Raw genomic sequence first — 21662 nt, 5'->3', positions numbered from 1 at the left:
AAGGATATGACACTTTAGCGTCGCGCGAACCGATTCAGGCACTATGCCATCAAGGCCGTTTAGGATTTTCATCGCACAAAAAATAAGGGCACAACCTCAGTCATGCCCTCAAGACCTCACATGCATCACTCGCTAGAAGTTTTTACCCACAAATAAATAGAAGGACTTATCGCCAAGATCTGTGATCCCAAAGCCGATTGCCGCAGGCCCCATGGAAGTATCAGTACCAATGTAGAGACTCGATGCATAAATCAAATCGGTGAGCGTGACTTCAGAGCGTTCATCCCAGACATTGCCCGCTTCCAAACTCCAACCTAGATACAAAGGATAATCTGTCATTCCGAGCGCATCACGCCCGAGATCATATTGATAAACAAAGGCGCCAAAGACTTTATGCGCCCCAGTCAGTGAGTCTTTATGGTAGCCAGATAGATTTAAAAATCCACCCAGTTCAGATAGATGCAGTGTATTCATCCCATCATTATCGTTGGTTGAAATCGATGCCTTACCCACAAAAGCATGATTGCCGACACTCAAGGCACCCTTCCAGTCGGCCTCTATCTGCACACTGTATTCGTTTTGGTTATCGTCGATAATGTCATCGAAATCTTCATTACGCACATAGACGTTTAAGGTCACGCGGTTACCCGACGTCGGGAAACTAATACTGTCTAAGCTGTCGTAGCCGAATCTAAAGTAAGCCCCATAGGAGCTAAAATCTAAGTCCCTTAACAGCCAAGCATCATTAATTATTGCGCCCCTCTCCGCCACTAAACCCAGCTCAATCATGCCCTGCGAGGTGTAGTTGTAGCCGATCCCGAGTTCGATGGTGTGGGTTTTCTTGTCAAAGGTGAGCAGGCGATTGTTGTTATCGTATAAGTCCCAATTACGGGTATCGTATTGATAACGGGCGCGGCTAAAGAATTGTTGGTCTCTGTCTAATGGCTGATAGAACTCAGTCGCAAACAACTTTTCCATACCAAGTTTGATTTCATTGCGCCATTCGCCTCCATTGAAGGTCAAATCCGTCATGGTATAGGCCATGTCAAAACTGATGGCAGATTCAGAGTTAAAATCATCCTCCCAGTTAAAGCCCAGTTGGAAATAATTTGGCCCCCAAGACTTAGCTTTAGTGGTCACAGTCAGTACGCGGCCATCTTCACCCTCGACAAACTCAGCATCGACACGCTCAAACTTATTGAGGGAGTAAATACGCTTTAACGCCTCATTAAGCTCGTCCTTAGACACAGCTTGCCCAGGTTTAATGTTCAAGGTTTCCGTTAAGAGATTCAGACTCACCTTAGATTGGTTATCGAAGACAATTTCATTAACGGAATGACGCACATCCGCCATTAACAACTTACCTTTGGCTTGTTTGGCCTCGACGTAGGCGGCATATTCCTCAGGGCTCACGCTCATGCTGCTCAGCTTATCAAGCTGTCCATTAGCGGCTTCTTTGCCGAGCGTTAATGCCAAGGGCATGATAGTGAAATCAGTGGTGCTGAGGGCGTCGATCGCGGGACGGATCAATACATCCTTATCAGTCAGCAGCAGTTTTTGTTTTTCGGTGCTGGCATTGGTTAAAAAGTTGGAGAGCTGATCGAGCACCGCAATAGTGCTGTCTAATTTATCTTTTTTGACCAGAGGTGAACCAATATCGACGGCAATAATAATATCGGCGCCCATGGCCTTAACAACATCGACGGGCATGTTGTTGGCAATACCCCCATCGACCAATAACTTACCTTCAATTTGAGCGGGCTGCAGCGCACCGGGAACCGTCGCAGAGGCTTGCATGGCTTTGACCATACTGCCGTGACTGATCACCACAGGTAAGCTGGTTTCTAAATCGGTCGCCACTGCGCGGTAGGGAATAGCTAAATCATCGAAATTACCAAATTGCTGTACTAGATCGGTAGACTGACGCAGAAGTTGCGACATAGTCTGACCACGCAGCAACCCACTTGGCGCCCTTACTTGGCCTTCGTTATAACCAATGTTCAGTGGAATGTTGTAGCGATCGCGTAACTGTTTATCCCTATAACTCAAAATATTGCGTGGGATAGTATCCGAGTAGCCACTGTCCCAATCAACACCCATCATGATCGCTTCGACTTCGCTGGCGCTGTAACCCAAGGAGTACATGCCTGCGACATAGGCACCGATACTGGTGCCCGCGATGTAATCGACCGGGATGTTATGTTCTTCTAATATTTTGAGCACCCCCACATGGGCAGCGCCTTTAGCACCGCCGCCACTGAGTACGACACCAATTTTAAGGCGCTCTGCCGCCATCGACGGAGTCATGCACAAACACAAAATAATAGAAGCGAGTAGTTGACGCATCATGGTGAGGTTACTTTTTTATGGGATAAAAATCCGAGTTATATTACCAAACTTATCGATTTAACCGTCAGTCATATTTTATCTGGACCGACTAGTGATAAGACTGTGTACTATTTACACAAACAGATGCAGTTTAATTGAATAAATGACGAAACAAAATATCAATCATAGCTGAATATTTTGTCATTTAAATCTCAGACGTAAGTTTATATCTTGCTGATTACCGCCAATAATCAGCACAAATATCAAGGACGCATGATCAAACATAAACGAGCCGATAATAGGTTATATGGTCTAGCTTAATGCTCAATAGCAACGACTCTGTTATCTGTTTCTAAATAGCGTTCAAAATCAGCCACGCACATAGGCTTAGCAAAATAATACCCTTGAATAATATAACAGCCGCGGCTAAATACTTGCTCTAACTGCTCGACCGTCTCAATCCCTTCGGCAACCACATTTAATTTAAGGTTACGGGCTAATTCAATAATACTGCTCACAATCGCCTGATCGGCCTTATTGGTGGCGATATCAATCAAGAAGGAGCGATCGATTTTTAAGGTATTCACCTCAAAATGGCGTAAATAAGCCAGAGAAGAATAACCCGTCCCAAAGTCATCAATGGCAACTTCAATCCCCAAGGATTTCAATCGCGAGAGATGATCTTTAGCAACGTGCAGCTCTTTCATCAATACGCCTTCAGTGATTTCTAAGCCTAAAGACGCTGTCGGCATTTGGGTTTCATGCAGAATTCTTTGTATGTCTTCAATAAAATCGGGCTGCCTGAAATGCACCGCCGAAATATTAACCGACAACTTAAAGGTAGCGCCATAACGTTTCGCCCAATGGGCTCCCTGCACACAGGCCTGCCTTAATACCCAGCGGTCAATATCGACAATTAAACCGCAGGCCTCGGCGACTTTGATGAAAATATCGGGACGAATAAAGCCGTCCAACGGATGTTTCCAGCGAATTAATACTTCCATTCCAATGAGCTTATCGTTACGTAAAATATCAATCTGCGGCTGGTAATAAAGCTCGAACTCTTGCCGCTCTATGGCTTTACGTAAATCGGCCTCAAGCCGTAAATGATAGAGGGCTTGGGCATTACGCTCAGAGGAATAATATTGGAAATTCCCCCGCCCTTCTTCTTTGGCGTGGTACATAGCGAGATCGGCATTCTTGATAAAGGCTTCAGGCTGAACCGCATCGTCGGGCCAAATACTGATGCCAATGCTGGTCGAAATATAAAACTCACGGCCATATAACTTAAAAGGCGCCACGATTTGTTCCAGCAGCCGCTCGGCAATGTGGTTGATATCATCAATGCTGTTGGCATTTCTGAGTAAAATCACAAATTCATCGCCGCCAAAGCGGCAGAGCATATGCTCGCTAGCAATACAGGATTGTAGTCGGCTTGAGGCTTCGACCAGTAAGGCATCGCCCATGCTATGACCATAGGAGTCATTAACATGCTTAAATCTATCGAGATCCAAGAACAATAGCGCCAATTTCTCGCCCGTTTGCTGCGCGGCCTGAATAGACTGTAATAGGCGACTAGAAAATAAGGAGCGGTTTGGCAATCCCGTAAGTACATCGTAATTGGCTAGGCGGCGTAAATCGGCTTCGGTTCGTTTACGTTCGGTAATATCCGAGAATACCACCACATAATGGGTCACTTTACCGTTGGCACTTTGCATCACAGATACGTTTAGCCACACAGGACAAGGTTGCTGACTGGCGTTAATTAACTCACGCTCGCCCGTCCAAGACTGGCTATCACTGAGGAGTTGCTTAATTTCCGATGCCAAACCGTCATTCATCTGTACAAATTGGGTAAAAGATTGGCCTACTAAATCAGCAGAATCGATGCCGATAATTTGCTGTGCCGCGTAATTCGCCACGCGAATACTGCCTTCGACATCTAAAATCAGTACACCTTCAGATGTGTTACCAAACGCTTTTGCCAGTAAATTCACTTCATCTTCTAACTGGCGTTGCACGGTAATATCACTATAAATACCCGCGACCCGCTCAATCTCATTGGAGTGCTTATTACGGGCAACGGGCCGCCCTCTTACCCTTAACCAGCCCCAATTACCGTCCTTGCGCTGATAGCGATATTCGGCTTCGAATCTGTCTATCTCCCCCGATATCATGCTATCCCACTGAGCGAGCGCTTTTTCCCTATCCTGTGGATGCACAGGCAACTCTGCTAAGCTCACAACAATCTCATTGGCATGGGTACCGAGAACGGCACCGCGATTATCAAGATGAAATGTCTGAGTATTTTTATGCCATTCCCAGAGATCCGAGTCACTACCGCGCAAAGATTGCCTTAGCCTGTCATCACTCTCAGTTAATGCCTGATTCATCTGCTTAAAGGTATTGATCTGACGTTGCCGATACCAAGCAAGACTTAAGGCAATAATAGAAAATAACAGCAGTAAAATGCCTTTAAAACCTTGGGATAGCCACCAATGCTGCTCAACATAAAAGGGATAGTTAAAAGGTTTATCAGACCATATTCCATTGACCTGACTTAAAATATCTAAAACATAACCACCCGCAGCTAAACCTGCGAGGTTAATCTGCGACTCCCCCTGAAGCAGCACATAATTGCTCTCTTCATCTTGAGAGCGTAATCGGTATTTAAATTGGATGGGCGAATCATCGAGATAATCTAAGTTAGTGATTTGAAAACTGACCATATTGGCTTCGGGTTTTATGGTCATCAGGTTACTCGGCAACAGGGACACTTCGGTCGTGTTGTTATAGTACACAGAGACAGATTCAAGCATCACATGGTCATCGGTAATGCGATTGGCCAGCCTATCGACATCAAGTCGCATCACGCCCTCGGGCGTGCCTAAGTAAAAGCCTGTTTTAGGTGAGTAAAAATAGGCACCTTCGTTCATCTCATCGGAAATTAAACCATCGAGTTGATTAAACATGGCAATCTCGCCCGTTTGGATATCCTGTCGCACCAAAGAATCCGAGCAGCCCACAAGATTAGACTTGGGCGTTTTTTGAATAAAAAACACTGAACTACAATTTAATTGCCACTCGGAGGTCAATGAAATTAACGATCCCGTTTGCTGATGGTATTCAAATAAACCTTTTTCATAGGAGCCAAACCAGATCACCCCAGGTGACATTTCTTCAATATGACTGACCGTGGGTTGTGCAGCAAAAGCATTAAACAACTGCCGCTGATCATGAAACTCATTTTGGCTGTCGATGTAACCAAAGACTTTTTTACCGCCCACCCACAAACGACCGTCGGAGGTGCGATAAATAGTGCGGATCACGGGGCGCTTAGGGCCATCAAACTTGTTCGATGACTTATCAATATCAAAGGGCTGAGGTTCGTACAGTCCCATTTCCCAAAAATACAGCCCTGTTGTGGTCGCAATCCAAACACGTCCTTTCAGCTTAGGGTCGCGATAGGTTTTATAAATGAGCTTATTTTTAAAATCATCATTACCGTGAGTCCATTTAGAAAAGCTACTGCCTTGCAAAGTGTCTTTATCGACAACAAAGAGGCCGCTGGTCGTCGATAACAGTAAATAATGCCCCTCAAACGCACTGATATCGTAAATACTTTCATGGGGATTAAATCCCTCAATTGGCACGTTAAACGCTTTGCTACTGCCTTTTGCAATAAAATCTAAACTGGAAGAACCTAACCAAACCCCTTCATCACTGGCATGTACTGACCAAGTCATGGCATCGCTCAGTTGATAGGGTTCATCGCCAGTATAAGTATCGAGGATGAAATCAGGCTGTGACGCCAATAAAGCCAATCCATCGCCTGAGCCTCCGACCCACATCAAGCCAGCATCATCAAACAACATGGCTTTCAGCGTTTCCATGTTGGCCTCAGCCTTCAACTCTTTTTGATAGTTTTCAATCTGCCGCGTTTCGGGCGACCATTTCAATAAGCCGATACGACTAGAAAACCACAGATCCCCTTTAGCATCCTCAATGATCACTGTGCTCCAATCGGGCAATTCTGGCACGGGGATAATTTGCCTAGAAATTTGATCTAATTGATAAACGCCGCGTCCGGTCGCAATCCAGATCCTATGCTGAGAATCCTCTAACATATCGAGAATACTGCCCATAGATTCGGTCCAAGAGTATTGGAACACTCGCTCGCCATTTTGCTCCAGCAACTCTAATTGCAAGGTTCCCGCGACCAGCATTTGACCGTTAGGCATGACCAGCAATTTGCGCCAAGGAAGATCGCGATTAACTGGCAACTGAGTAATGAGGCGCAGTTCGGACTTTGAAGGGGAGAATTCATAAATCTGGCCATTATCAATTAACAATCGCCATGTTTTACTATTCTTTCGGGCTGCCGAGACCAGCGCACCACCGGGAAACTGCGGGAATAAATAGGGAGAACCAAACGCGGTAAATTGATTTTGGACAATATCGTAGAGGTAAATTGCGGCGTTGGTGCTAACCAATAACTTGTCACGTTCTATGTTTACTACTGAGGTTAAAAAGTCATCTGACAGTCGCGATTCGGTGCCGATTTTATCGATGCGCCGCACCTTAGAATTACTGACTCGATACAAGCCCTGCTCAGTCGCGGCCCATACAAAACCGTAATCATCTAAGGCCAAGCCTCGGATACTGGTGACCGCTAAACCGTCCCTATCAGTAAAAACTCGCTGCACAAAACCGCCCGCCCAAGCAGAGTGGACGCAAGTCAGAGAAAGGATGAAACATGTCAGAATTGTTCTAATTATTTTTGTTTGCATGTGACGGCTTACTTCATACCATAGTTGTACTGTAGCAGCTCAATCCTATCAATTCATCCGCTTGTTTACATAAAAGTTACAAAAAAATTCAGGCAATAAAAAAGCGCTCAAATGAGCGCTTTTTTAATCGACAGCTAAATTACTTTTTCTTTGCCTTTGGGTTTGGCAAATCAGTAATAGAACCCTCGTACATTTCAGCGGCTAAGCCCACTGATTCGTGCAGTGTTGGGTGAGCGTGAATGGTTAATGCTAAATCTTCAGCATCACAACCCATTTCAATCGCTAAACCGATTTCGCCTAACAGCTCGCCACCGTTAACGCCAACAATCGCACCACCGATTACGCGATGAGTGTCTTTGTCGAAAATCAGTTTAGTCATGCCTTCACTCGCATCAGATGCGATAGCGCGGCCACTTGCAGCCCATGGGAAAGTTGCGGTTTCGTAAGCAATACCTTGCTCTTTCGCTTCTTTCTCAGTTAAACCGACCCAAGCGACTTCTGGGTCAGTGTAAGCAATTGATGGGATCACTTTTGGATCGAAGTAGTGCTTCATGCCAGCGATCACTTCTGCCGCTACGTGGCCTTCGTGCACGCCTTTGTGAGCGAGCATTGGTTGACCAACGATGTCACCAATAGCGTAGATGTGCGGTACGTTAGTACGTAATTGCTTATCAACCTTGATAAAGCCACGCTCATCAACGTTAACACCTGCTTTTTCAGCATCTAACGACTTACCATTAGGTGCACGGCCAATTGCTACTAATACCGCATCGTAACGGACAGCTTCAGTTGGTGCGCTCTTACCTTCCATAGAAACATAGATACCGTCTTCACGGGCTTCTACCGCTGTGACTTTAGTTTCAAGGATCAGGTTGAATTTCTTCTTGATTTGCTTAGTGAATACGCGAACCACATCTTTATCAGCTGCAGGGATCACTTGGTCGAACATTTCAACCACGTCGATTTCACTGCCTAAAGAAGCGTACACAGTACCCATTTCTAGGCCGATAATACCGCCGCCCATCACTAACAGCTTGCCAGGAACTTCTTTCAGTTCTAATGCGTCAGTCGAATCCCAAATACGTGGATCTTCATGCGGAATGAATGGCAGTTTGATTGGGCGAGAACCCGCAGCAATGATAGCTTGCTCGAATTGAACCACTTTGACAGTGCCATCTTCAGCAGTCACTTCTAGCGTGTTAGGGCCAGTGAATTTACCAAAACCGTTAACCACGTTAACTTTACGCATTTTGGACATGCCGCCCAATCCGCCAGTTAATTGGCCAATGACTTTTTCTTTAAAGCCACGTAACTTATCTAAATCGATAGTTGGCTCGCCGAAAACCACACCGTGAGCAGCAACGGCTTTGGCTTCTTCGATAACTTTAGCAACATGTAATAGGGCTTTAGATGGGATACAACCCACGTTAAGACACACGCCGCCTAAAGTGCTAAAACGTTCAACGATAATGGTTTCTAGACCTAAGTCCGCTGCACGGAAAGCCGCAGAATAACCTGCAGGACCTGCACCTAATACCACTACCTGAGTTTTGATTTCGTTACTCATGTTTTCCTCTAATTCTCATTCAATCCGTTGGAGGAGCTATCCTGCCAACCGAAAATGCGCCAGCGCGTAAGGTGGGCGCATTTTAACCTGTGTTTGATACTGATCACAATAAACAAAAGGCCACTCAAGATGAGCAGCCTTATATGCTTACAGAACCAAAGTACGAATATCGGACAGAATTCCTGACAGCGTCACACTAAAGCGTGCAGCCATAGCACCATCGATCACGCGGTGATCGTATGACAGCGACAATGGCAACATCAATTTAGGTTCGAACTCTTTACCATTCCACTTAGGCTTAATTTCAGATTTAGACACACCTAAAATCGCCACGTCTGGGTAGTTAACGATAGGCGTAAACGCTGTACCGCCAATGCCACCTAAACTAGAAATAGTAAAACAGCTACCTTGCATGTCAGCAGATTTCAGCTTGCCATCACGGGCACGGATAGAGATATCAGCCAGTTCACGAGATAACTCGATAATGCCTTTCTTATCCACGTCACGCACGACTGGCACAACCAAACCGTTTGGCGTATCTACCGCCACACCGATGTGGAAATACTTCTTCTGGATCAGTGATTCGCCATCGCTACTTAAGCTTGAGTTGAACACTGGGAACTGTTGCAACGTTTTAGCCACAGCTTTTAGCATAAACACTAAAGGCGTGATCTTGTAATCGGCTTTCTTCTTCGCCGCTACATCGTTTTGCTGCTTACGGAACTCTTCCATTTCAGTGATATCAGCTTCATCGAACTGAGTCACGTGCGGAATAGTTACCCAGTTGCGGTGTAAGTTAGGGCCAGAAATCTTCTGGATACGGCTTAATGGAATCTCTTCCACTTCACCAAACTTACTGAAATCAACTTTAGGTGCTGCAATCACTTGCAGACCGCCGCCGTTACCTGAACCCACAGAGGTTGCCGCAGTCGCTTTCGGACGAGACAGTTCGTATTTCACATACGCCTGAACGTCTTCTTTCATAATGCGACCTTTACGGCCAGAACCTGTCACTTGGGTCAAATCGACACCAAATTCACGGGCTAAACGACGTACCGCAGGAGACGCATGTACCGCACCGGTAGACACAGGTGTACCTGCGCTAGGGTGGTGTGGTACTGGAGGACGGCTTGCAGGTGTTGGGGCTGCAACGGGCGCCGCGCTCACTGGAGCAGGAGCTGCCGCTTGAGCAACAGGTGCAGGAGCTGCACCTGCAGTCACAGTTTCAATCGTCGCAATAACGCTACCTTGAGAAACCTTGTCACCCACTTTAACCGTCAAAGACAGCAGTTTACCGGCGAATGGCGCTGGTACTTCCATGGTGGCTTTGTCAGTTTCAAGGGTAATCAAACCTTGGTCAGCAGTGATTTCATCACCGACTGACACGAGCACTTCGATCACATCGACATTGCTGGCATCGCCAATATCAGGCACTTGAATTTCTTTTACCGCAACCACACTTGCCGCTGGTGCAGCAGGTGCTGCGGCCACTGGCGCTACCATAGCGGCAGGAGCCGCTTGGGCAGCAACAGTTGCAGCTGGCGCGCTAACGCTTGGAGCCACAGCAGGTGCAGCGCCGCCAACTTCAAGCATGATGACTAAAGAGCCTTGCGACACTTTATCGCCAACTGCGACTTTAACGTCTTTAACCACACCCGCGAAAGGTGATGGCACGTCCATGGTCGCTTTGTCTGTTTCTAGGGTAATTAAACCGCTATCAACTTCAATCTTGTCACCGACAGCAACCAGGACTTCGATAACCGATACATCTGTGTCGCCACCGATATCAGGCACAGTCACTTCAACCACTTTGGTTGCGCCCGTCGCAGGAGCAGCAGCCACAGGGGCAGGGGCAGGAGCCGCTTGAACTGGTGCAGATGCTGGTGCCGCCTGAGCGGGTGCTGCAACTGGAGCCGGAGCGGCAGCTGCCGCGCCCGCTGCTTGCATCATAGCAATCAAAGTACCTTCAGATACTTTATCGCCCACAGCCACTTTCAATTCGGCTAAAACACCGGCGAAAGGCGCTGGAATATCCATAGTCGCCTTGTCGCTTTCGACGGTAAGAATCGATTCTTCTGCCGCTAGGGTATCACCCACAGCCACACAAATTTCGATCACTTGCACTTCATCGCCGCCGATATCAGGAACAAAAACTTCTTTTAATTCAGCCATTTTTATTGCCTCTTACGCGTACTGTGGATTGATCTTGTCAGCGTCGATACCATATTCTTTAATGGCTTTTGCTAACACATCGACAGGCAGCTCTTTGCGATCAACCAGTGATTTCAGTGCCGCAATAACGATGAACTTAGCGTCCACTTCGAAGTGGTGACGCAGATTCTCGCGGCTGTCTGAACGACCGAAACCGTCAGTACCTAACACTTTGTAATCGGTAGGAATATAAGCACGTAACTGTTCGCCGTAAATCTTCATATAGTCAGTCGCTACGATTGCAGGTGCATCACTTGAAATCACTTGGCTGATATAGGCTTGTTTTGGCGTTTCGGTTGGGTGCAGCATGTTCCAACGTTCAGCGGCTTGACCATCGCGAGTCAATTCGTTGAAGCTAGTTACGCTAAATACGTCGGCAGTAATACCGAAGTCTTTCGCCAGTGCTTGCGCCGCTTTACGGGTTTGTTCAAGGATAGTGCCACAGCTCATTAACTGAACTTTGCCTTTACCTGAGCCCGCAACCGTTTCTAACTTATAGATACCTTTCACTATGCCCACTTCCGCGCCTTCTGGCATGGCTGGTTGCTCATAGTTTTCGTTCATTGTGGTCAAGTAGTAGAAGATATCTTCTTGATTCTCGCCGTACATACGACGGATACCATCTTGTACCACAACGGCAATTTCGTAGCCGTAGGTTGGATCGTAAGAAATACAGTTAGGGATAGTGTTCGCCAATACGTGGCTGTGACCATCTTGATGCTGTAAACCTTCGCCGTTAAGCGTTGTACGACCTGAAGTACCACCGACTAAGAAACCACGAGCACGCATATCACCCGCTGCCCAAGCCATGTCGCCAATACGTTGGAAACCGAACATTGAGTAGTAGATGTAGAACGGGATCATAGGTGTATCGTTGACAGAGTAGCTTGTCGCTGCCGATACCCATGAAGACATAGCACCGAGTTCGTTAATCCCTTCTTGCAATACTTGACCGGTTTTATCTTCACGATAATAAGCCACTTGGTCAGAGTCTTGCGGTACGTATTTTTGGCCTTCGTGAGCATAAATACCCACTTGACGGAACAGACCTTCCATACCGAAAGTACGGGCTTCGTCAGGAATAATTGGCACAATGTTTTTGCCAATTTTCTTGTCTTTCAGCAATGCTGTCAGCACGCGAACGAACGCCATAGTCGATGAAATTTCACGGCCGTTTGAGCCCTGTAAAATCGAATCGAAAATCTTCAGTGACGGCACTTCCATCTCTTCAGTGAACTTTTGACGACGTTGTGGCACGCTACCATGCAGCGCTTCACGACGGCTCATCATGTACTTCACTTCTTCAGAATCTGGACCTGGGTGATAGAAAGGCAGATCTTCTAACTGGTCATCAGGAATTGGGATATTGAAACGATCGCGGAAGTAACGGATAGACTCAACGCCCATCTTCTTCACGTTGTGCGCGATGTTTTTACCTTCACCCGCATCACCTAAGCCGTAACCTTTAACGGTTTTAGCTAAGATAACCGTTGGACGGCCTTTGGTTTTTTGTGCATGTTCCAGTGCAGCGTAAACTTTAACTGGATCATGACCGCCGCGGTTTAAGCGCCAAATGTCATCATCTGACATGTTAGCAACCATTTCGGCTGTTTCAGGATACTTACCAAAGAAGTGTTCGCGTGTATAAGCGCCACCTTTGGCTTTACAGTTTTGGTATTCACCGTCAACGGTTTCTTCCATTAACTGCAGCAGTTTACCGCTGGTGTCACGGGCCAATAATGGATCCCAGTAACGACCCCAAATCACTTTAACAACTTCCCAGCCTGCGCCGCGGAATTCGCCTTCAAGTTCTTGGATGATCTTACCGTTACCACGTACAGGGCCATCAAGACGCTGTAAGTTACAGTTAACAATGAAGACTAAGTTATCTAATTCTTCACGGGCCGCTAAACCGATCGCGCCTAAGGCTTCTGGCTCGTCACACTCACCGTCACCTAAGAAACAGTAAACAGTTTGTGCTGAACAATCTTTCAGACCGCGGTCAGTCAGATATTTCAGGAAACGGGCTTGATAGATGGCTTGAATTGGACCTAAGCCCATAGAAACCGTTGGGAACTGCCAGTAATCCGGCATCAATTTTGGATGTGGGTATGAAGACAGACCCTTGCCATCCACTTCTTGACGGAAGTTAGCCAGTTGCTCTTCGCTTAAACGACCTTCTAGGAATGAACGCGCATAAATACCAGGGGCGATATGGCCTTGGAAATACACGAGATCGCCACCGTCTTTTTCATTCGGTGCACGGAAGAAGTGGTTAAAACATACGTCATAGATAGTCGCGCTTGAAGCGAAACTTGAGATATGGCCGCCCAACTCTAAATCTTTCTTAGAACCACGCAGAACCATAGCCAAAGCGTTCCAACGGATGATGGCGCGAATGCGACGTTCCATCTCTTGGTTGCCAGGCATGTGAGGCTCTTGACCCGCTGGGATAGTGTTCAAGTAAGCCGTTGTGGCATTGTAAGGCAAGTGAGTGCCATTACGACGCGCTTTATCGATCAGCTTCTCTAGTAAAAAATGCGCGCGCTCTGGGCCTTCCTGTTCCAACACGGCTTGCAGGGCATCAACCCATTCCTGAGTCTCTAATGGATCTACGTCTTGTAGCATATCTTCAGACATGACACTGTCCTTCTCTATATACATGATAATGAATGGTGTTTGCGGCATATTCCGATTTAGCAGGCAGCTAAACTACAGAACTTAAGCGCCACTCTTTAAACGGCGCAAGCTTCGCTGCAACCGGCTATCTTCTTCCCGCACAGATAACATCACCTCTTCGATGTAACTTAAGTGTTCATTCGAGGCTTCTCTGGCGGCTTCGGGATCACGACGAACGATGGCAGCGAGCAAGGCCCGTCTGTGATCGTTAGCCATAGTAGAAGCTTCTTCGCGGCGGCTTAAAAGCTCCAAGTTTTGCGCCACATTTTGATGCAGCACAGGGGTTAAACTGAGAACGAGGTGTAACATAGCCACGTTATGTGACGCTTCGGCAACGGCACGATAAAAGCGCACAATGGCGGCGGCTTGTTTTTCGATATCGGTGGCGGCTTCCACCTCGAGGATCATACGTTTGATATTTTGCATATCGGCGTCAGTACCACGCAGCGCCGCAAAATAAGCCATCATGCCTTCGGTAGCATGACGGAACTCCAGCAAGTCGTATTGACTCTCTGGATCAGAATTCATAAGTTCAACGATAGGATCGGCAAGACTCTGCCAGAGTTGCTCTTTGACATAAGTACCACCGCCTTGGCGGCGCATTAACAGTCCTTTTGCCTCAAGCTTTTGGATAGCTTCACGCAAAGAAGGTCGAGACACTTCAAACTGGATCGCCAGTTCGCGTTCAGGCGGTAACTTCTGACCGGGCTGCAAACTGCCCTCTAAGATCATCTGCTCTAATTGAGCCATGATCACATCAGAAATTTTTGGCTGATTAATTTTACTATAGGCCATCAGGCGCTCAGCTCCGTTGTAAATTGGTCTTACCAATTTTTTTGAGTGAGCGCACTTTATCAAATCAGCGTTTTGATGTCCAGATTGAAGATCACTCCTTAAAAGCGATCTCGATCGAAAGCACTCACGAAGAGAGAGCATAGCGGAAAAAAATGTCTATGGGGTCAGACCATTTGACAGCGCTGAGCTATCTCAGCTCAGACTGCCAAATTCAGCTATCGCTGTGACGCTGATATTACTTAACTCACCAATCCAAAAATGGTCAGCAGTGACAGTACCGCGACGATAAGTGTAAAGTTGCGTTTACTCAGTACTAATAATGCCAAGGTTGACTGTACACATATAGGTGCACTCGCGACCTCAGGTAAAGGTTGCGCTGCCAATGCCGTCTCAACAACGACAGTGCGAGCACTGGTATTTATGGTCAAACCATGATGGCGCCACGCAGCTAACCCTTCGCTAAATTGGCCACTTAACGCATAACCAAAGGCAAAGATGCGGCTAGGTAACCAATCCAACACGCTAATCACTTCGTTGACTAATGGCAGCTCAAGGGATTTACGGGCATTTTCTTCGGCATAAAAACGTACAGTGCAATACAACACAGCACCGACTGGCCCCAGAAAAATGAAGAACAAAGCAACGGCGCCGTAATAACGATAGTTAATCCAAGCGACACTTTGACCCACTTTGGCGCCAAGGTCTTTCTCGGATACTGCATCCAAACACTCGCTACAATCGAGCTCAGCGGCATAATGGTAACAAGCTTGGACGTCAGAACGACAAGCCGCTTGCATATATTTCTTGAAAATATCACGCTGTTTCTGATGGTTAAAACAAACCACCGCTACGACAATCCATAGCGCTAAACTTAATAAGCCCCAAAACATCCCCGCCACTAACCAAGACAATACATACACCAACAAGGCTGGCAGCACTAACGCCAGCGCCATCATAACGCTCGTCAGTGAGGCTTTATCACCAAAAAACGTCGTTTGGTAGGATTGCAGTAAACGATCAAATTGCCATGATGAAGGAAGAAATTTAAGTCGCTCCACTAAAATGGCGACCAAGAGTGAAAATAATGCCATGGGCTGTACCTCTATAATTTGTCCATAAATAGTCTAGGTTTGTGTGAAATACGTCTAAAATCCAAAAACCTAAGAGCGCAACGCCTGAGTATATTCCTTTAGCTTCCCTAAATATCTTTCCCAATCAAAACTTTGCCCAGGGTCTGTTTTGCGCATTGGCGCAATATCACAATGACCCACAATTCGTTCGGTACTCAGCGATGGATACTCAGCCAACAGTGCTTGCGTCAACGCTACCAGTGACTGATATTGCTCAGGCGTGTAAGGTTCAGTATCTGTGCCTTCCAGCTCAATACCAATGGAGAAATCATTACAATTCTCTCTTTCGCCATAACGAGACACCCCAGCATGCCAAGCCCTGTCGTTACAACTCACGTACTGCACACGCTCGCCATTACGGCGGATCAAAAAGTGCGCCGAGACTTCCAAGCCCAGCAGCTGTGCAAAACTGGCATCGGCATTGGTATCTAAGCACCCTTGAAATAATTGATCAATATAAGGTAATCCAAAGCAACCTGCTGGCAGGCTAATATTGTGGATCACCAACAAACTCACTTCACCCAAGGGACGTTGATTAAAATGTGGTGACTCACAACGCCTTGCACCCTCACACCAACCCAATTCAAACCGCATTATGAGCTTATCCTCTATGCCACATAAACTGAGTTACTCTAACAGTATTCAGCCAAGCAAAGAAGAAACCCAGCACACGGAACTGACTGACCTCATCATCTTTTAATATTGAGATCATGGAGCAAGCCATTCACTCCCAACTTAAATAAGCCAGAGGTTGAGTCCTGCAGGACAATCTTCCAAGCTGTTCCGTGAGACCTAAGGCCGTGGTAATCTTAACCTAAGATGCCAGTAGGTCGTCAGTAATTAAAGAATGCAAGGACCCCGCTCATGTTAGAAAACGATATTCGCCAGTCAGTAAAATCCGCCCTCAGTGAAGACTTAGGTGGCACCGAAATCAACGATCAAACCAAGGCCATCGCTTATGGTGATATCACAGCAATGTTGATCCCTGCTGATAAGTACGCTGAAGCCACCCTTATTACCCGTGAAGAAGGCGTTTTTTGTGGAAAAGCATGGGCAGAGCAGGTTTTTAATCAACTCGGTGGGGAAGTCGCACTGCATTGGCATGTGGATGATGGCGATCTGGTATTACCTAACCAGTTACTGTGTGAACTATCGGGCCCAGCGCGCACGATTCTCACCGGCGAACGCACGGCAATGAATTTTATCCAAACCCTGTCTGGCGTTGCGACCTTAACTAAGCATTATGTCGATAAACTAGTGGGCACTCACACTCGCCTATTAGATACTCGCAAAACCATTCCAGGCCTGCGCACCGCCCAGAAATATGCTGTCACCTGCGGCGGCGGCAAAAACCACCGCATTGGCTTATATGATGCATTTTTGATTAAAGAAAACCACATTATGGCCTGTGGTGGCATTCGCCAAGCCGTAGATACCGCCCGCAGCTTGTACCCGAACAAACCCGTTGAAGTCGAAGTGGAATCACTCGAAGAGCTCGCCTTAGCACTCGACTCTGGCACAGATATCATCATGTTAGATAACTTCGACATCACTAAAATGGTCGAAGCGGTTGAAATGAACAATCAATATAAAGCGAAAGGCGCCGGCGCTAAGCTTGAAGTCTCCGGCAATGTCACCTTAGACACTTTAGCCGAATTTGCTAAAACTGGTGTCGACTATATCTCAGTTGGCGCACTCACTAAGCATGTTCGCGCCCTAGACTTGTCGCTTAGATTGAAAGCTTAAACACTCATTCCCTAGAAGGTGAAACGTTCGCTGAAAGCACCTCAGAACGTTTCACTTTCAACCTATTATAAAGCGATACATTTCTTCTGAGTTCCACTAGGCTAGCCCCTAAGTTGTGCCTGTCACTATACATCCGCACCATCACCATCACCATCACCATCACCATCACCATCACCATCACCATCAACCCTAGTCATATCACGCTAACATGCCAGCAATTTGACTCGGCCAGCTTAAGTGCCAGTCAAACTGATAATGTCAAAAGTTTGTTATAACCTAACATACCAACAAGCCAGTTTTTTATACAAAAATGACACTTTATTAGTACTTTATACTTAAAAGTTGTTTCTTTTATCTTAACTTTGTACTAACTTTTACACAGGCGAGATGGCCGTTTGGTCAACCTCACCTAAGGTCAGCACTGGAATGTCTGTCAAAGCACTCTGATTTGCATTTTTGAGGAGCACAATTTTGAGGGGCATTAGCCTAAGGTGCGGTTACCGAAATGATTTATTCAAGCTAGTGCTAACTTGATATTAGCTTAGCAAAGTTGGAATAAATCAGCATGAGTCATTACACATCGGTCATTCAAGATCATCGGTGTACTGTTAATGTTGCATAGGTCATAACATTGATTTAATTAACATAAATAAGTAATAAAGTTTGTCGAGATAACACAATTTATAGGGTAAAACAGCGTTTAGGCTTAACGCTCTATACAACCATAACAAGTCACTAAATAGTTAGCTGGAGAGAAAAATGAAGGCCATGAATTTAAACAAAGCATTAAATAAACAAGCTCAGGGTTTTACTCTGATCGAACTAATGATCGTAGTTGCCATTATCGGTATTTTAGCTGCTGTAGCACTGCCTGCCTATCGTGAATATGTTGCAACATCTCATGGTGGCGCAGCAATGAAAGGTCTTGCTGGATACGTAACCAAAGCACAAGCATGCATACAAACTGGAGTAGGTTGTACTAGTCTTGGTTCTGAAATTACCGCTAATACAAAAGTTACTGCAACTCCAGCTGTAGCAGAAGCGGCGCTAACGTCATTAAAATATGATGATGGCACTTGTATAGTAACAGCAAGCATATCGGCTGATGGCGGTTTGTCTTATGCTGCTTCAGCTAATGCTACAGGCAAAGCTACCGCTTTACAGTGCCAAAAAGGTGCTGGTCTATAATATAAAATATTATCAGATTTATATGGCAGTTTTTATACTGCCATATAAATTATCTGCTTGACTATTCGAGTTAACAAAATGCCCACAACTAGCCTTCATTTAGGTTTATCGACCCTTTTTATCCGTAAAGGTCTGCTAAATGAAGAGCAGATGGCTAACGCCATCACTAAATCCCGTCAGAATAAACATGCCCTTGTTAGTACTTTAGTACAAAGTAAGCTGGTCTCTGCTCGCGCGATTGCCGAACTGTGCTATGAAGAATACGGCACACCATTGCTAGACCTTAATGAGTTTGATCTTGCCTCCATTCCTGAAGATTTCCTCAATAAGAAACTCATTGAAAAACATCGCTGCTTACCCTTATTTAAACGTGGAAATCGCCTCTATATAGGCACATCCGACCCGACCAATATTGCAGCCCTTGAAGACTTCCAATTTAGTGCAGGCCTTCATGCAGAAGCCATTCTGGTTGAAGAAGATAAACTCGCTAAGGCGCTAGATAAAATTCTCGAAGAAGATATCAGTGGCCTTGATTTAGGCGGCATGGATGAAGCGGCACTTGCAGCCATAGAAATATCTGATACAGATAATCGTAGCGATCTGCCTGCAAGCGAGGCGAGCGACGATGCGCCTATAGTCATCTATATCAATAAAATATTGACAGATGCCATCCGTAAGGGCGCGTCGGACTTACATTTTGAACCCTATGAGAAGCGCTACCGTATTCGTTTTCGTATCGATGGTATTCTCCACGAAGTCTCAGAGCCTCCTGTTAGTCTCGCAGGCCGTTTATCAGCACGATTAAAAGTGATGTCGAAACTCGATATCGCCGAACGGCGCGTGCCACAGGATGGTCGAATTAAGATGAAACTGTCCCGCACTAAGTCTATCGACTTTCGAGTTAGTACCCTGCCGACCCTGTGGGGCGAAAAGATTGTAATGCGGATTTTGGACTCATCCTCTGCGCAATTAGGCATTGAAAAGCTCGGCTACGAGCCCGATCAAGAAAAACTCTATCTTGAGATGCTAGCAAAACCCCAAGGTATGATTCTAGTGACAGGTCCAACAGGCTCAGGTAAGACCGTCTCCCTTTATACTGGGTTAAATATTCTCAATACCGAAGAGCGTAATATTTCTACCGCAGAAGATCCGGTTGAGATTAACCTTGAGGGTGTAAACCAAGTTCACATTAATTTAAAGGCAGGGCTAACCTTCGCATCCGCTTTACGTTCATTTCTACGTCAAGACCCCGATGTGGTGATGGTGGGGGAAATCCGCGATCTTGAAACGGCCGAAATTGCCATTAAAGCGGCACAAACGGGTCACTTAGTGTTATCGACCTTGCACACTAACTCAGCAGCCGAAACCTTAACCCGTTTAATCAACATGGGCGTGCCTGGTTATAATATCGCCAGTTCAGTAAACCTGATTATTGCCCAGCGCTTAGCGCGTCGCCTCTGCCCCGAATGTAAACAAGCTGAAGTGATACCAGAACATGAGCTACTGCGCCTAGGCTTTACACAAGCACAAATTACTCAGGGCTTTACTACCTTTAAACCTGTTGGCTGTGAGCATTGCTCCGCGGGCTACAAGGGACGGGTTGGCATTTATGAAGTGATGAAGATGTCTGACGAAATTGCGCGTACTATTATGGAAGGTGGTAACTCATTACAAATCGCTTCACAGGCTAAAGCGCAAGGAATGCGAGATTTACGGCAATCAGGGTTATTGAAAGTGATCCATGGCGTCACTAGCATTGCAGAAGTCAATCGCGTAACCAGTTTTGGCTAAATCCAATCTTTATGTCTAAAGTTACGTCTAAAATTCAGGCAATAGCGCATTATTACTCGTATATTTGAATCTTAGAGTCCAAACTATTTCGCAAGCACAGCGTTCAGTTAACTAGAAATCTAGAACGATTTATTTACAGGAATAATTTATGGCTACGGCAACGACTACAAGAAAGTCTCGTACCAAGAAAACCGAGCAAAAGAGCCAACCAAAAATTTATACCTTTGAATGGAAAGGCCTAAATCGCGACGGTAAGAAAACTGCGGGAGAGCTAAGAGGTGCAACTGCCGCCGAAATCCGTAGTCAGTTAAAATCCCAAGGAGTGAACCCTAAGAGCGTTCGTAAGCAGTCATCAGCACTATTTAAGTTAGGTGATCCGAAAATCACCCCTATGGATATTGCTGTAATTACTCGCCAAATTGCGACTATGCTAGCAGCGGGCGTACCTTTAGTAACCACAATTGAACTACTCGGCCGCGGTCACGAAAAAGCTAAGGTGCGAGAACTATTAGGCAATATCCTCAGCGAAATTCAATCAGGGATTCCCTTATCCGATGCAATGCGCCCCCATAGGCGTTACTTCGATGAACTTTATGTCGACCTAGTCGCTGCAGGCGAGCACTCTGGCTCACTAGATTTGGTTTTTGACCGCGTTGCTACTTACAGAGAAAAATCAGAAGCACTGAAGTCCAAAATTAAGAAGGCCATGTTCTATCCTGCTGCAGTTGTCATAGTCGCAATCTTAGTCACATCCTTATTACTATTGTTTGTGGTGCCTCAATTTGAAGAAATTTTTAAGGGCTTTGGTGCTGAACTGCCCGCCTTTACCCAACTGGTGCTGCATATTTCCCGCGGCTTACAATCCTCTTGGTATATCTTTTTAGCCGCCATTATCGGCGGAGTATTTTTGTTTGTTCGAGCCCACAGAAACTCACAAATGGTGCGAGATAGAGTCGATGAAGCTGTGCTTAAAATCCCCGCTATTGGGCCTATATTACACAAAGGTGCCATGGCACGATTCGCCCGGACTTTAGCTACTACCTTCGCCGCGGGCGTGCCGTTAATTGATGGTCTCGAGTCTGCCGCCGGCGCATCGGGTAATGCGGTATACCGCAAAGCCATTTTAAAAATCCGTCAAGAAGTGATGGCGGGGATGCAGATGAATGTGGCGATGCAAACGACAGGCCTGTTCCCCGATATGTTAGTGCAAATGGTGATGATAGGCGAAGAATCAGGCTCACTAGATAACATGCTCAATAAAGTATCAACCATCTACGAAATGCAAGTAGATGATGCGGTTGATGGCTTATCAAGCCTGATAGAACCGATTATGATGGTGGTCATAGGTACTGTCGTTGGTGGCCTAATTGTTGCTATGTATTTGCCCATCTTCCAAATGGGTAAAATCGTCAGCTAATCTATTTGATTCAAATTAAA

At 46.1% G+C, this 21662-nt stretch carries 12 protein-coding genes; 4 read left to right on the top strand and 8 right to left on the bottom strand.

The window, feature by feature from the left end; genetic code table 11:
- Nucleotides 1–132: 132 nt before the first annotated feature.
- The 8 genes from FW758_RS14325 to ampD form a co-directional block, all read right to left on the bottom strand.
- Nucleotides 133–2349 (bottom strand): patatin-like phospholipase family protein, encoded by a 2217-nt coding sequence (locus FW758_RS14325; RefSeq protein WP_446445739.1) that lies wholly within the window; start codon nucleotides 2347–2349, stop codon nucleotides 133–135.
- Nucleotides 2350–2645: 296 nt separating this feature from the next.
- A complete protein-coding gene (locus FW758_RS14320; protein ID WP_446445738.1) occupies nucleotides 2646–7118 on the bottom strand; it encodes an EAL domain-containing protein in 4473 nt (1490 codons plus the stop codon).
- Between the two features lie 139 nt (nucleotides 7119–7257).
- Nucleotides 7258–8685: a dihydrolipoyl dehydrogenase gene (gene lpdA, locus FW758_RS14315; RefSeq protein ID WP_006084361.1), complete on the bottom strand. Its 1428-nt coding sequence runs from the start codon at nucleotides 8683–8685 to the stop codon at nucleotides 7258–7260.
- Between the two features lie 147 nt (nucleotides 8686–8832).
- A complete protein-coding gene (aceF, locus tag FW758_RS14310) occupies nucleotides 8833–10857 on the bottom strand; it encodes a dihydrolipoyllysine-residue acetyltransferase (protein ID WP_446445737.1) in 2025 nt (674 codons plus the stop codon).
- A gap of 12 nt (nucleotides 10858–10869) precedes the next feature.
- Nucleotides 10870–13536 (bottom strand): pyruvate dehydrogenase (acetyl-transferring), homodimeric type, encoded by a 2667-nt coding sequence (aceE, locus tag FW758_RS14305; RefSeq protein WP_006083344.1) that lies wholly within the window; start codon nucleotides 13534–13536, stop codon nucleotides 10870–10872.
- A gap of 81 nt (nucleotides 13537–13617) precedes the next feature.
- On the bottom strand, nucleotides 13618–14370 hold the full coding sequence (gene pdhR / locus FW758_RS14300; protein WP_006083345.1) for a pyruvate dehydrogenase complex transcriptional repressor PdhR: 753 nt from the start codon (nucleotides 14368–14370) through the stop codon (nucleotides 13618–13620).
- 239 nt (nucleotides 14371–14609) lie between these two features.
- Nucleotides 14610–15461, bottom strand: a complete 852-nt coding sequence (ampE, locus tag FW758_RS14295; RefSeq protein ID WP_006083346.1) for a beta-lactamase regulator AmpE — start codon at nucleotides 15459–15461, stop codon at nucleotides 14610–14612.
- A gap of 69 nt (nucleotides 15462–15530) precedes the next feature.
- Nucleotides 15531–16094, bottom strand: a complete 564-nt coding sequence (gene ampD, locus FW758_RS14290; protein ID WP_446445736.1) for a 1,6-anhydro-N-acetylmuramyl-L-alanine amidase AmpD — start codon at nucleotides 16092–16094, stop codon at nucleotides 15531–15533.
- A 270-nt stretch (nucleotides 16095–16364) separates the two neighbouring features.
- Between ampD and nadC the strand changes: the two genes are divergently transcribed.
- From nadC to FW758_RS14270, 4 genes are all read left to right on the top strand, one after another.
- Nucleotides 16365–17246, top strand: coding sequence for a carboxylating nicotinate-nucleotide diphosphorylase (gene nadC, locus FW758_RS14285; protein WP_226058331.1), 882 nt, complete (start codon nucleotides 16365–16367; stop codon nucleotides 17244–17246).
- Nucleotides 17247–18005: 759 nt separating this feature from the next.
- Entirely contained in the window at nucleotides 18006–18434 is a 429-nt protein-coding gene (locus tag FW758_RS14280) for a pilin (RefSeq protein WP_446445735.1), read from the top strand.
- Nucleotides 18435–18512: 78 nt separating this feature from the next.
- Complete coding sequence (gene pilB / locus FW758_RS14275; protein ID WP_446445734.1) at nucleotides 18513–20225, top strand: type IV-A pilus assembly ATPase PilB; 1713 nt, start codon at nucleotides 18513–18515, stop codon at nucleotides 20223–20225.
- 148 nt (nucleotides 20226–20373) lie between these two features.
- A complete protein-coding gene (locus FW758_RS14270; protein ID WP_446445733.1) occupies nucleotides 20374–21642 on the top strand; it encodes a type II secretion system F family protein in 1269 nt (422 codons plus the stop codon).
- Nucleotides 21643–21662: the final 20 nt, after the last annotated feature.

This window comes from Shewanella sp. 1180_01 (assembly GCF_052850535.1).
This window is presented reverse-complemented; position numbering and strand designations above follow the sequence as displayed.